The 13,097-nt window shown below is 71.8% G+C and carries 14 protein-coding genes; 9 read left to right on the forward strand and 5 right to left on the reverse strand.

Annotation, left to right across the window (positions count from 1 at the left end; all coding sequences use genetic code 11):
* Positions 1-478: 478 nt before the first annotated feature.
* Both rpsT and F8274_RS25560 read right to left on the reverse strand, forming a co-directional pair.
* Complete coding sequence (gene rpsT, locus F8274_RS25555) at positions 479-745, reverse strand: 30S ribosomal protein S20 (RefSeq protein WP_151464914.1); 267 nt, start codon at positions 743-745, stop codon at positions 479-481.
* Positions 746-921: 176 nt separating this feature from the next.
* Positions 922-1,902, reverse strand: a complete 981-nt coding sequence (locus F8274_RS25560; RefSeq protein WP_225853973.1) for a phosphotransferase family protein — start codon at positions 1,900-1,902, stop codon at positions 922-924.
* A 53-nt stretch (positions 1,903-1,955) separates the two neighbouring features.
* On the opposite strand from F8274_RS25560, the gene F8274_RS25565 reads away from it, so the two are divergent.
* The 8 genes from F8274_RS25565 (at position 1,956) to F8274_RS25600 (ending at position 9,604) form a co-directional block, all read left to right on the forward strand.
* A complete protein-coding gene (locus F8274_RS25565) occupies positions 1,956-2,492 on the forward strand; it encodes a DUF4240 domain-containing protein (protein ID WP_151464916.1) in 537 nt (178 codons plus the stop codon).
* Positions 2,493-2,628: 136 nt separating this feature from the next.
* On the forward strand, positions 2,629-4,506 hold the full coding sequence (lepA, locus tag F8274_RS25570; protein WP_151464917.1) for a translation elongation factor 4: 1,878 nt from the start codon (positions 2,629-2,631) through the stop codon (positions 4,504-4,506).
* 233 nt (positions 4,507-4,739) lie between these two features.
* On the forward strand, positions 4,740-5,027 hold the full coding sequence (locus F8274_RS25575; RefSeq protein ID WP_151464918.1) for a GlsB/YeaQ/YmgE family stress response membrane protein: 288 nt from the start codon (positions 4,740-4,742) through the stop codon (positions 5,025-5,027).
* Between the two features lie 260 nt (positions 5,028-5,287).
* Entirely contained in the window at positions 5,288-5,572 is a 285-nt protein-coding gene (locus F8274_RS25580) for a GlsB/YeaQ/YmgE family stress response membrane protein (protein WP_151464919.1), read from the forward strand.
* Positions 5,573-5,791: 219 nt separating this feature from the next.
* A complete protein-coding gene (locus F8274_RS25585) occupies positions 5,792-7,084 on the forward strand; it encodes a sugar ABC transporter substrate-binding protein (protein WP_151464920.1) in 1,293 nt (430 codons plus the stop codon).
* Positions 7,081-8,067, forward strand: coding sequence for a carbohydrate ABC transporter permease (locus F8274_RS25590; RefSeq protein WP_151464921.1), 987 nt, complete (start codon positions 7,081-7,083; stop codon positions 8,065-8,067). Before F8274_RS25585 ends, F8274_RS25590 begins: the two co-directional genes overlap by 4 nt.
* Positions 8,064-8,894 carry a carbohydrate ABC transporter permease gene (locus F8274_RS25595; protein ID WP_151464922.1) on the forward strand — a complete coding sequence of 277 codons (831 nt, stop codon included), beginning with the start codon at positions 8,064-8,066 and terminating at the stop codon, positions 8,892-8,894. The genes F8274_RS25590 and F8274_RS25595 overlap by 4 nt, the downstream gene beginning before the upstream one ends.
* A 68-nt stretch (positions 8,895-8,962) precedes the next feature.
* On the forward strand, positions 8,963-9,604 hold the full coding sequence (locus F8274_RS25600; RefSeq protein WP_151464923.1) for an MOSC domain-containing protein: 642 nt from the start codon (positions 8,963-8,965) through the stop codon (positions 9,602-9,604).
* 7 nt (positions 9,605-9,611) lie between these two features.
* On the opposite strand, the gene F8274_RS25605 is transcribed toward F8274_RS25600, so the two are convergent.
* Both F8274_RS25605 and F8274_RS25610 read right to left on the reverse strand, forming a co-directional pair.
* Positions 9,612-10,472 (reverse strand): hypothetical protein, encoded by an 861-nt coding sequence (locus F8274_RS25605; RefSeq protein WP_192579982.1) that lies wholly within the window; start codon positions 10,470-10,472, stop codon positions 9,612-9,614.
* A gap of 101 nt (positions 10,473-10,573) precedes the next feature.
* Positions 10,574-11,359, reverse strand: a complete 786-nt coding sequence (locus F8274_RS25610) for an enoyl-CoA hydratase-related protein (RefSeq protein WP_151464925.1) — start codon at positions 11,357-11,359, stop codon at positions 10,574-10,576.
* Between the two features lie 19 nt (positions 11,360-11,378).
* Here F8274_RS25610 and hemW point away from each other — a divergent pair, with 19 nt between their 5' ends.
* Positions 11,379-12,602 carry a radical SAM family heme chaperone HemW gene (gene hemW / locus F8274_RS25615; RefSeq protein ID WP_192579983.1) on the forward strand — a complete coding sequence of 408 codons (1,224 nt, stop codon included), beginning with the start codon at positions 11,379-11,381 and terminating at the stop codon, positions 12,600-12,602.
* A 39-nt stretch (positions 12,603-12,641) separates the two neighbouring features.
* On the opposite strand, the gene F8274_RS25620 is transcribed toward hemW, so the two are convergent.
* On the reverse strand, positions 12,642-13,097 hold a 456-nt coding region (locus F8274_RS25620), incomplete at its 5' end, for a DUF4870 domain-containing protein (protein ID WP_151464927.1).

Consider the following 13,097-nt stretch of genomic DNA (forward strand, 5'->3'; position numbering starts at 1 on the left):
GGCTCCCCGCCGCGTCTTCAAGGGCGCAACCCCGGTCCGCCGACGGGACCGCCCGACCGCCCCCCTGCGTGGTTGATCAAGAGGTTTGCGTCAGAAATCCCCTGGACCCTGACGCAAACCTCTTGATCAACTGCGTCGGCGCCCACCCGGGAGGGTCGATCATGAAGTTGTTGTCGCGACACGCCGAGGCGTTGGGCAATAACTTCATGATCAACGGGGGTGGACGCGGGCCGGGGGCGTGTTCTCGGCGGACGAAGCGGAGTTCCGCAGAGACGCCCGTCCCGCTGAGCCCAAGCGCGGCGGGGCGACCACTACGCCCCGGAGGCGTCGGCAGGGGCAGCCACTCTGGCCGGAGGTTGGGGACCGGAGACGCGGGCCGGGTTGGCGCGTGGGATCGACGGCCGGCTGGGGGAACGCAGACGACCGGAAGCCCCGGGGCGGTGAGCCCCGGGGCTTCCGGTGAGGTCTAAGGCGCTCGTCAGGCCGAGAACGAGGCGACGCGCTGGGCGATCGCCGACTTCCGGTTGGCCGCCTGGTTAGCGTGGATGACACCCTTGCTGGCAGCCTTGTCCAGCTTGCGGGTGGCCTCACGCATGAGGGTGGTGGCCTTCTCGGTGTCGCCCGCCTCGGCAGCCTCGTTGAACTTCCGGATGGCGGTCTTCAGCGACGACTTGACCGACTTGTTACGCAGCCGGCGCTTCTCGTTCTGCCGGTTGCGCTTGATCTGGGACTTGATGTTCGCCACGCGACAGCCTCGTCTTGATAGCTCGGGTTGGTCTGCTTTCGTGCACGACGGACATGCGTCATCGCCGCGCGAAAAGCCAGGTTACCAGGTCGCCCGGCGGCGAGCCAAAACGCCTCCGGTGCCCCGGACCGTCCGCCGTGCTCCACCCTCCGCCACCAGCGCGGCAACCCGCACGCTCAGGTCCAGCCCTGGCGGGCGGCGAGCCAGCCGAGTGCCTGGTCACCGCTCCACCGTTGGTGCGCGCGGATGTGCGGGGAGGCGGTGGACGGGCCGGCGGCGGCGCTCGTGAGGAAGTAGCCGGAGAGTGCGGCGAGGGTCACGTCCAGCGCGTCGGCCGGGGCGCCCGCGGCGGCCGGGTGGCCGGCGAAGGCGGCGTCCGCGTCGAGGCCGCTGGCCTGTGCGGTGATCAGCAGGCTGACCAGGTCGAACCAGGCCGGCCCGTGGCAGAGCCAGTTCCAGTCGCAGATCCAGGCCCGGCCGGCGGCGTCCAGCAGCAGGTTGTCCACCCGCAGGTCGCAGTGGGCCAGGCCGGGGGCGGCGTCGGCGTAGCCGGGGAGGCGGGCCTCCAGCGCGGCCAGCTCGGGCAGCGGGGCCCAGGGCGGCAGCGCCGGTGCCGGTTCGCGTCCGGCGGCCACCTCGCCCCACCAGAGGATGTCGTCCCGGGCCAGGTCGGCGAGGCGCGGGAGCCCGAGCCCGACGAGGTCCGCGGGCGGCGCGGCGAGCGCGGCGGCCACCTCGGCGTACGCGGCGAGGGCGGCGTCCAGCTCGGCCGGGTCCCAGGGCAGCCGGGGCGTGTGCCCGTCGACCGCGTCGAGGGCCAGCGCGTACCAGCCGGACTCGGTGAGCGCCCACCGTGGGCGGGGGACGGGCAGGCCGGCGGGGAGCCGAGCCAGGACGGCGGCCTCGTGGGCGTACCAGTCGACCAGGTGCCGCTGCTCGGCCAGCGCCGCCGCCTTCACGAAGACCGGCTCGCCGGTCGGGCCGGTGAGCACGGCGGCGAAGCCGCGGGTGAAGCCCGCCCCGGCCGGGCGGACCGTCACCGGGGCGCCGCCGAGCCGGGCGGCCAGCGCGTCGCGCAGCCCGGCCGGCAGTGTGGCCCAGTCCGGCCGGTCGGCCGTGGCGTCGTACGGCACCGGGGGCAGGGAGATCGCGGGCACCCGCCCATGCTGCCGCACCGGGACGTCGGTGCGCTCTGCCAGACTGCGAGGCCATGAGGACCGACGAGTTCTGGCAGTTGATCGACAGCGCCCGGGCCGGGGGCGGCGGCGAGCCCGCGGCGGTCGCCGCCCGCGCGGTCGCCCTGCTGGCCGAGCGGGACCCGGAGGAGATCGTCGGGTACGCCCACCACCAGCAGCGGGTGCTCGCCGCGTCGTACAAGGTCGATCTCTGGGGCGCGGCCTACCTGATCAACGGTGGTGCCTCGGACGACGGTTTCGAATACTTCCGGGGCTGGCTCATGACCCAGGGTCGGGCGGTGTTCGCCCGGGCGGTCGGCGAGCCGGATTCCCTCGCGGAGCTGCCGCAGGTGCGGGCCGCCGCGCTCAGCGGCGAGGAGTTCGAGTGCGAGGACATGCTGGCGGTGCCGTGGGAGGCGTACCGGAAGGCCACGGCGGCCGAGTTGCCGGCGGACCGGGATCCGGTCCGGGCACCCGACCTGAACGACTTCTGGGACTTCGACGACGAGGACGAGGCACGGCGGCACCTGCCGAAGCTCGCCGCCCTCTTCGTCGAGCCGCCCGAGGAGTGACGCCCGAGGACTGACGCCGGAGGAGTGACGCCGGAGGAGTGACGGGGGAGCACCGGCACGCCCCGGGCGACGTGGGAGCATAGAGGGGGCCGGCGCGCGCCGGCCCGCTCACGTCAGCCGACCAGAACGGACCGCTGTGCCACCGACGCTCGATCCCGGCGCGAACGCTCCTGGTGCCACCGACCCGGCGCGCATCAGGAACTTCTGCATCATCGCTCACATCGACCACGGGAAGTCGACGCTGGCCGACCGGATGCTGCAGCTCACCGGCGTGGTCGACCCTCGGCAGATGCGCGCCCAGTATCTCGACCGGATGGACATCGAGCGCGAGCGCGGCATCACCATCAAGAGCCAGGCCGTCCGGATGCCGTGGACCATCCGGGAGGGCGACCGGACCGGCGAGTCCGCCGTGCTCAACATGATCGACACCCCGGGCCACGTGGACTTCACCTACGAGGTGTCCCGGTCCCTGGCGGCCTGCGAGGGCGCCATCCTGCTGGTCGACGCCGCCCAGGGCATCGAGGCGCAGACGCTGGCCAACCTCTACCTGGCGCTCGAGAACGACCTGCACATCATCCCGGTCCTCAACAAGATCGACCTGCCGGCCGCCCAGCCGGAGAAGTACGCCGAGGAACTGGCCCACCTGATCGGCGGCGACCCGGCGGACTGCATCCGGGTCTCCGGCAAGACCGGTGAGGGCGTGCCGCACCTGCTCGACGAGATCGTCCGGCAGTTCGTGCCGCCGGTCGGCAAGGCCGACGCCCCGGCCCGCGCCATGATCTTCGACTCCGTCTACGACGTCTACCGGGGCGTGGTCACGTACGTCCGGGTGATCGACGGGCTGATCAGCGCCCGGGACCGGATCAAGATGATGTCCACGGGCGCCGTCCACGAGCTGCTGGAGATCGGCGTCATCTCCCCGGAGATGGTGAAGGCCGACGCGCTCGGCGTCGGCGAGGTGGGCTACCTGATCACCGGCGTGAAGGACGTCCGCCAGTCCCGGGTCGGCGACACGGTCACCATCAACGCCAATCCGGCCAAGGAGGCGCTCGGCGGCTACAAGGACCCGAAGCCGATGGTCTACTCCGGCCTCTACCCGATCGACGGGTCCGACTATCCCAACCTCCGTGAGGCGCTGGACAAGCTCAAGCTGAACGACGCCGCCCTGGTGTACGAGCCGGAGACGTCGGGCGCGCTCGGCTTCGGCTTCCGCTGCGGCTTCCTCGGCCTGCTGCACCTGGAGATCATCCGGGAGCGGCTGGAGCGGGAGTTCAACCTCGACCTCATCTCCACGGCGCCGAACGTGGTCTACCGCGCCATGCAGGAGGACGGCGAGGAGATCGTGGTGACCAACCCGAGCGAATACCCGACCGGCAAGATCGCCGAGGTGTACGAGCCGACGGTGCGGGCCACCGTGCTCACCCCGAACGACTACGTCGGCGCGGTGATGGAGCTGTGCCAGGGCCGCCGGGGCAGCCTGCTCGGCATGGACTACCTCTCCGCCGACCGGGTGGAGCTGCGCTACACCCTGCCGCTGGCCGAGATCATCTTCGACTTCTTCGACCAGCTCAAGAGCCGCACCAAGGGCTACGCGTCGCTGGACTACGAGACCTCCGGCGAGCAGGCGTCCGACCTGGTGAAGGTCGACATCCTGCTGCACGGCGAGCCGGTGGACGCGTTCAGCGCGATCGTGCACAAGGACAAGGCGTACAACTACGGCACGACGATCGCGGCGAAGCTGCGCACGCTGATCCCGCGCCAGCAGTTCGAGGTGCCCATCCAGGCGGCCATCGGCAGCCGGGTGATCGCCCGGGAGACCATCCGCGCCATCCGCAAGGACGTGCTCGCCAAGTGCTACGGCGGTGACATCAGCCGGAAGCGCAAGCTGCTGGAGAAGCAGAAGGAGGGCAAGAAGCGGATGAAGATGGTGGGCCGGGTGGAGGTCCCCCAGGAGGCCTTCATCGCCGCGCTCTCCTCCGACTCCGGTGACGGCAAGGCCGCCGGCAAGAAGTAACGCCGCGCGCCACACGGCCGGCGTCCCGCACGAGCGGGCCGCCGGCCGTTCCGCGTACCCGGAGATTTTTTCTCCCCGCCGGGACCGCTCCCACCTGCGTGATCACCGTCGGCGGAGAGCCGGCGTGCGGCGGCCCCGGGCGCGGGCCGGTTTGGTTTTTTGGCGGGTCGGGAACTTACCGGTCACGACAGGAACCACACAGACCGTGTGAAACTTCTTAGAAGGAGAAGACCGTGGACCTCACCGTCTGGGGCATCATCACCGCGCTCGTCGTTGGTCTGATCGTCGGCGCGCTGGGCCGCCTGGTCGTGCCGGGCCGCCAGAACATGCCGATGTGGCTGCACATGCTGATCGGCGTCGGCGCCGCGCTGCTGGGCACCGTCCTGGCCCGCGCCCTCGGCATCGCCACCGAGACCTCCGGCATCGACTGGATGGAGCTGCTGGTCCAGGTCGTGCTGGCCGCCATCGCCGTCGCCCTGGTGGCCGGCGTGGGTCGCCGCCGCAGCGTCTCGCGCTACTGACGCACCCCGAAACGCCTCAGCAGGCGCCCGACCGGTCGGTCGGGCGCCCGCTGGCGTTCGGGCATTGAACCCGGTCAGCCGCCCAAGGACCGGCAAAATGCTTTCCCCGCGCCCGGATCCGGCCGGGAAATCCCAGCTCAGAGCCCTTGCGAGCAATTCGTCACCGGAGTCGGTTTGGATTTTCGGCGGGTCGGGAACTTAGCGGTCACGACAGGAACCACACGACATCGTGTGACTCATTCAGAAGAAGGAGGGCGACCGTGGAGCTCACCGTTTGGGGCATCATCACCGCGCTCATCGTTGGTCTGATCGTCGGCGCTCTGGGCCGCCTGGTCGTCCCGGGCCGCCAGAACATGCCGATGTGGCTGCACATGCTGATCGGCGTCGGCGCCGCGCTGCTGGGCACGATCGTCGCCCGGGCGTCGGGCTTCGCCGACACGTCCGGCATCGACTGGCGGGAGCTGCTGCTGCAGGTTCTGTTCGCCGCCATCGGCGTGGCCCTGGTGGCCGGTGTGGGGCGCCGCCGCGGCGTCTCGCGCTACTGACCCCCAACCCGAAACGCGCCGGCGGGCGCCCGACCAATCGGTCGGGCGCCCGCCTTCGTCTGCCCTGAGCTGCCCGGACGGCACCCCTGCCGCCCGGGCCCGCGGCTGCGATACCGTCGCCTCGGCCGCCCGCCGCGAGTACCCCCTGTTGTAAAGGAAATTTTCCTACTAAGGTGCGGCGGAGAAGGTTAATGCCAAACGCCCCGAGGGAGATATGGCGTGAACAGGTGGAAGCGGCTGGCCCCGGTCACCGCCATCGTGGCCTCGGCCGCGATGGTGCTCTCCGGGTGCGGTGGCTCCGGCGACGACGACAAGGCCGCCGACAACAGCAAGCTCACGGTCTGGATGATGGGTGAGGGCGGCGACGCCCAGACCAAGTTCCTCGACGGCGTCGAGGCGGAGTTCAAGAAGAAGCACCCCGAGACCGACGTCGTGGTGCAGTACATCCCCTGGCTCGAGGCGCCGAAGAAGTTCCAGGCCGCGCTCGCCGGCGGGGAGGGACCCGACGTCACCGAGCTGGGCAACACCGAGACCCAGGGCTGGGCGGCGCAGGAAGCCCTCGCCGACGTCACGGAGAAGTTCAACGGCTGGTCCGAGGGCAAGGACATCCTTCCCGACCTGGTGAAGAACGCCCAGCTCGACGGTAAGCAGTACGGCGTCCCGTGGTACGCCGGCGTGCGGGGCATCTACTACCGCACCGACTGGTTCGCCGAGGCGGGCGTGAAGCCGCCGACGACCTGGGACGAGCTGGTCACCGTCGCCAAGGCCGTCCAGGCCAAGAAGCCGGGCACCTACGGCATCGCCCTGCCGGGCAACTCCGAGCTGCCGTTCTACTCGTTCCTCTGGGCGGCCGGCGCGGAGATCGCCACCAAGGACGGCGACAGCTGGAAGTCCGGCTACAACACGCCGGAGGCGCAGAAGGCGGTCAAGTTCTGGACCGACCTGGTGACCGTGCACAAGGTGGCCCCGCCGGCCGCCGCCGCCTGGAACGAGGTCGACGCCCGCACCCAGTTCGCCACCGGCAAGGCCGCCATGGCGTTCGCCGGTAGCTGGCAGGGCGGCGCCATGAAGAAGGACAACCCGGACATCGAGAAGGTGTGGGGCACGTTCCCCATCCCGGGTCCGGACGGCACGGCCGCCCCGGCCTTCGCCGGCGGCTCCGACATCGCGCTCTGGAAGGACAGCAAGCGGCAGGCCCTGGCCTGGGACTACCTGACCGTGCTGCTCAGCAAGCAGAAGGACCAGGAGTTCGCCAGCAGCCTCGGCTTCTTCCCGGTCTACAAGGACCTGGTCAGCGGCGGCACCTACGCCAACGACAAGGTGATGGCGGCGTTCGCCACCGCCATGCAGAACACCAAGCTGACCCCGCTCACCCCGAAGTGGGTGGAGGTGAGCCGGACCAAGACGGTGACCCAGGCCATGAACAGCTCGGTCATCAAGGGCCAGAAGACGGTCGAGAAGGCCACCGCCGACGCGGCCACCGAGATGGAAAGCATCCTCAACGCCAAGTGACCACGCTGACCGAGGCCACCAGCGAAGCCGCCGCGCGGGAGACCCCCGCGCGGCGGCGCCGCCGTGTGGACCGCCTCCCGTACCTGCTGCTCCTGCCCTGCCTGGCGATCATCGCGGTGCTGCTGCTCTGGCCGCTCGGCCAGGTCGTGATGATGTCCTTCTACAAGCTGGACAGCGTCCGGCAGCTGCGGGGGGACCGCGAGTGGCCGTGGGTGGGCCTGGCCAACTACGCGCAGATCCTCGGCGACCCGTTCTTCCGTACGGTGCTGCGCAACACCGTGCTCTTCGCCGTGGCCAACGTGGTGCTCACCATGATCCTCGGCACCCTGGTCGGGCTGCTGCTCAACCGGCTCGGGAAGAAGATGGCCACGTTCGTGGCGAGCTGCGTGATGCTGGCCTGGGCCACCCCGGCACTGACCGGCACCATCGTCTGGAAGTGGATCTTCGACGACACCAGCGGCCTGGTGACCTGGCTGTTCAACAAGCTTCCGGACGGGCTCTCCACGGCCCTGTTCGGGCGCAGCGACTGGACCGGCTACGGCTGGTTCAACGACCCGCTGCTCTTCTTCGGCATCCTGACCCTCGTGGTGGTCTGGCACTCGTTCCCGTTCATCGCCGTCAGCGTGCTGGCCGGGCTGAAGAGCGTGCCGAGCGAGCTGCAGGAGGCCGCCCGGGTGGACGGGGCCGGCCCGTGGCGGGTCTTCTGGTCGGTGACCTTTCCGATGCTGCGGCCGGTCTTCGGCATCCTCGTGGTGCTCTCCACGATCTGGGACTTCAAGGTCTTCACCCAGCAGTTCGTGCTGGCCGGCGGCACCCAGGACCGGTCGACGTTCATGCTGTCGATCTACTCGTACGCGGAGGCGTTCTCACCGCCGCCCAAGTACGGGCTGGGCTCCGCGATCGCCGTCATCCTCACCCTGATCCTGCTGGTGGTGACCGGCGTGTACGTCCGTATGGTGCTCCGGCAGGAGGACGAGTCGTGAAGAAGATCGCCCTCAACGGCGCCGGCCTGTTGGTCGCGCTCTTCGCGGCCTTCCCGGTCTACTGGATGGTCGCCACCTCGCTGAAGCCCAACAAGGAGATCTTCTCGGCCACGCCGCGCCCCGTGCCGGCGGAGCCGACCCTGGAGCACTACCGGGAGATCCTCACCGGCAACCTCATCCCGGGCGTGACCTTCACGGACTTCTTCCTCAACAGCGCGCTGGTCGCGGTGGCCACCGTGGTGCTGAGCGGGCTCGTCGCGCTGCTCGCCGCGACCGCGGTGGCCCGGTTCCGGTTCAAACTGCGCACCACCTTCCTGATCCTGCTGCTGGTGGTGCAGATGATCCCGCTGGAGGCGCTGGTCATCCCGCTGTTCCTGATGATCCAGCGGCTCGGCCTCTACAACACCCTGCCCAGCCTGATCCTGACCTACCTCGGCTTCTCGCTGCCGTTCGCGGTCTGGATGCTGCGCGGCTTCGTGGCCGCGGTGCCCAAGGAGCTGGAGGAGGCGGCGGCGATCGACGGGGCCAGCCGGGCCCAGACGTTCCGCAAGGTGCTCTTCCCGCTGGTCGCTCCCGGCCTCGTGGCGACCAGCATCTTCTCCTTCATCACCGCCTGGAACGAGCTGATCTTCGCGTTGACCTTCGTCAACGACCAGAACAAGTACACGCTGCCGGTGGCCATGACGTTCTTCTTCGGGCGGGACGACACCGCCTGGGGTTCGGTGATGGCCGCCTCGACGCTGTTCACCCTGCCGGTGATCGTCTTCTTCCTGCTGGTCCAGCGCCGGATGGTCTCCGGCCTGGTCGCCGGGGCGGTCAAGGGCTGACCGGTCCGCCGGGTGCCGGGGAGGAACCCGTTTTCCCGCACCCGATGGCGGCCCCTAGGCTGGCCGCCATGACGGGCAGGCTGGCGGCGGTGAACATCGGTGCGGTGACCGAGGCGGAGTGGGCGGGCGACCCGAGCGGTCGCAGCGGCATCGACAAGCGGCCGGTCGACGGCCGGGTGGAGATCCGCCTCGCCGGCGTCGCCGGTGACTTCATCGGCGAGCGGGCCCACCACGGCGGCCCCGACCAGGCGGTCTACGCGTACGCCGAGGAGGACGCCGGTTGGTGGGCCGGCGAGCTGGGCCGGGAGCTGCGGCCGGGCGCCTTCGGCGAGAACCTCACCACCTGGGCCGTGGACGTCACGGGGGCGGTGATCGGCGAGTGCTGGGCGGTCGGCTCCGCGCTGCTGCAGGTGACCAAGCCACGCACCCCGTGCCGCACCTTCGCCGGGTTCTGGGGCATGCCCGATCTGATCAAGCGGTTCACGGTCCACGGCGCGCCCGGGACGTACCTGCGGGTGCTGCGCGAGGGCGAGGTGGGCGCGGGCGATCCCGTCGAGGTGGTCGACCGGCCGGCGCACGGGATCACGATCGGCGAGGTGTTCCGGGCGACCACCCTGGAACCGGAACTGCTGCCGCGCCTGCTCGACGTGCCGGACCTGCCCGAGTCGGTGCGGGCGAAGGTCCGCCGCCGGCTGGGGACCGTCGCCTGATCGACGCTCAGGCCGCGGCGAAGACCTCGGCCAGCACCTGGCTCGCCGGGTCGCCCTTCACCCTGGCCCAGGTGCCCTGCTCGGCCGTCCACTCCAGGCCGCCGAAGCGGACCGATTTCACCCCGTGGTCGTCGGCGTGTGAGACCAGCCAGTGGGCGTACCGCCAGCCGTTGCGGCTGTCGGCGGCCGGCACGGTCAGCCCGGTCAGGTCGGTGCCCGAACTCAGCTCCGGCAGGCCCCAGTCCAGGGCCAGGCTCTGCATCAGGGCGCTGGCCGCGGCCGGGCCGCGCATCGTCGGCGTGGGGCCGACCGTGCAGGCCACTGCGCCGGTCGCGTCCCCGAGCAGGGCGCGGGTCAGCACCTGCGACTCGTCGGCCCACTTCTCGTACGCCTCGGGGTAGGCCGACCGCTGCACCCGCTGGGCGGCCTCGGTCACCCGCAGCTTCTCCCAGCCCTTGACCTTCTTGAGCGCGGCGTAGAACTTCTTCGCGGCGTAGCGCGGGTCGCGGATCTCCTCGGGGGTGCCCCAGCCCTGGCTCGGCCGCTGCTGGAACAGGCCGAGCGAGTCCCGGTCGCCGTGGGCGATGTTGCGCAGGTGCGACTCCTGGTAGGCCGTCGCCAGCGCCACCACCACGGCCCGCTCGGGCATCCCGCGCTGCGCGCCGATCGCCGCGATAGTGGCCGCGTTGGCCATCTGGTCGGCGCTGAGCACGACCTCGCCGTCGGCCTGGACGGTGCAGGTCCGGCTGGCCAGCGGCAGCCGCAGGTGATGGCCGAACTGCTTCGCGACGAACCACACGCCGAGCAGGGCCAGCACCGCCACCACCACACCCGATGCCACGATCGCCGCTCGCGTCCGCACCCGCACCCCCAGTCCCGACAGCCCGCCAAGCGTACGTCGGCCACTCGCGTATCCGGGTCGGCCGACCGGACGCCTCACGGTCCGTAGCCGACACCGCACCTCCGACCTCAGTCTCCGGCCGGCACCCAGGCCGCGGGCCGCTTCTCCCGGAACGCGAGGACGCCCTCCCGGCCCTCGGCGGAGAGGAAGTACCCGGTGGAGAGCCCGGCCAACTCGGCGATCTCGGCCCGCAGGTCGGTGGCGGCCGGCCGCCGCAGCAGCTCCTTGGCGCCGGCGAGGGCCTTCGGCGCGCCCTTCACGAGCGAGGCGCGGTAGCGCTCCACCGCGTCGTCCAGCGCGTCCGCCGGCACGGCGGCGGTGACCAGGCCGATCGCGGCGGCCCGCCGGCCGTCGAAGGTGTCGCCGGTCAGGTACAGCTCGGCGGCGGCCCGGGGATGCAGCCGGGGCAGCACGGTCGCTGAGATCACCGCCGGGATCACCCCGATCCGGACCTCGGTGAAGGCGAACGTGGCCTCCTCGGCGCAGACCGCGAGGTCCGCGGCGGCGATCAGGCCCAGCCCGCCGGCCCGCGCCGGCCCGGCCACCTTCGCGAGCACCGGCTTCGGGCACTCCCGGACCGCGACCAGCACGTCGCCCAGCATCCCGGCCGGCACGGTCCCGCTGGCGTACGCGGCGGCCGTCTCCTTCAGGTCGGCCCCGGAGCAGAACACCGGGCCGGTGTGGTCCAGCACGACGGCCCGGACCGCGTCGTCGGCGACCGCCGCGGCCAGCCCGGCCAGCAGCTCGGTCATCAGCGGGGTGGAGAGCGCGTTGCGGTTGTGCGGGCTGTCCAGGGTGAGGGTGGTCACCCCACGGGCCGTGGCGACCCGCACGAGAGCGTCCGGAGAGGTCATGCCGGGCACACTAGTGGCCATGCCCGGCGTCCTTCCAGAAGGCGAACCCGTCCCGCGCGACGGGGCGCTGCCCGCTGCCGCCCGCCGCGCCGTCGGCGAGCGCGGCTTCGGCGTGTACGTGCACGTCCCGTTCTGCGCCAGCCGGTGCGGCTACTGCGACTTCAACACCTACACGGCCGCCGAGCTGGGCGGCGGGGGCAGCCGGGAGACGTACGCCGACACCGTGCTGGCCGAGCTGGCCCTCGCCGGCCGGGCGCTGGGCGACAGCCCGCCGCCCCGGGTGGACACCGTCTTCGTGGGCGGCGGCACGCCCACCCTGCTCCCGGCCGACGACCTGGCCCGGATCCTCGACGGCATCGACCGCACGTGGGGGCTGGCCGCCGACGCCGAGGTGACCACCGAGGCCAACCCCGAGACGGTCACCCCGGAGTCGCTCAGGACGCTGCGGGCCGCCGGCTACACCCGGATCTCGCTGGGCATGCAGTCCGCAGCGCCCGGGGTGCTGGCGATCCTCGACCGGCAGCACAGCGCCGGCCGGGCCACCGCCGCCGCGCTGGAGGCGCGGGACGCCGGGTTCGACCACGTGAACCTGGACCTGATCTACGGCACGCCGGGGGAGAGCGCCGAGGACTTCGCCGCCTCGCTGGACCAGGTGGTCGCCGCGGGGGTGGACCACGTCAGCGCGTACGCCCTGATCGTGGAGGACGGCACCCGGCTGGCCGCGCGGATGCGCCGCGGCGAGCTGCCGTACCCCAGTGACGACGTGGCGGCGGACCGCTACCTGGCCGCGGAGGCGGCCCTCGCCACGGCCGGCTTCTCCTGGTACGAGGTCTCCAACTGGGCCCGTTCCGACGCGGCCCGGTGCCGGCACAACCTGCTCTACTGGGCCGGCGCCGACTGGTGGGGCCTGGGCCCGGGGGCGCACAGCCACGTCGGCGGGGTGCGCTGGTGGAACGTCAAGCACCCGACCGCGTACGCGCAGCGGCTGGCCGCCGGGGAGTCGCCCGGCCTGGCCCGGGAGCTGCTCACGCCGGACGAGGCGCACATGGAGGACGTGATGCTGCGGCTGCGGCTCGCCGACGGGCTGCCCCTGTCCGGGCTCGACGAGGCGGGCCGGGCGGGCGCCGAGCGGGCCCGGGTCGACGGCCTGCTGGACGCCGGCGCGTACGCCGCCGGGCGGGCGGTGCTGACCCTGCGCGGCCGGCTGCTCGCCGACGCGGTCGTCCGCGACCTGCTGCCCTGACCGGGCCCGGCCGGCCTGGGAGGGCCGGCCGGGTCGGGGTCACTTGATCAGGTTGGCCGACATCGGGTAGCGGTAGGGCTGCCCCTCGTTGGCCTTCACGCCGGCCATGATGCCGAACACCACGCCGATGATGACGGCCGCGCCGACGGCGAGGAACCCGACGAGGATGCAGCTCAGGATCCAGCCGACGACGCCCACGATCGACCACACCAGCTGGAAGTTGAGCGCCGAGACCGCGTGCTGGCGCACGGTCGGGGACTGGTTGCCCCGCGCCAGCATGGCGACCAGTGGGGGAAGCCACCCCAGCACGCCGCCGCTGACGAACATCGCCGCCGCCCCGCCGAAGTGCGCGACGAGGGCCCAGGTCTTGTCGTCGTTGTTGGCGTAGCCGGCGGGCGGCCCGTAGGCGCCGCCGCCCGGGTAGCCGCCGCCCGGCGGGGGATAGCCGCCGGGGGGTGGGTAGCCGCCCGACGGAGGCTGGCCGCCGGGAGGCGG

It is taken from the genome of Micromonospora sp. AMSO31t, assembly GCF_008868175.1.
Taxonomy (GTDB): domain Bacteria; phylum Actinomycetota; class Actinomycetes; order Mycobacteriales; family Micromonosporaceae; genus Micromonospora.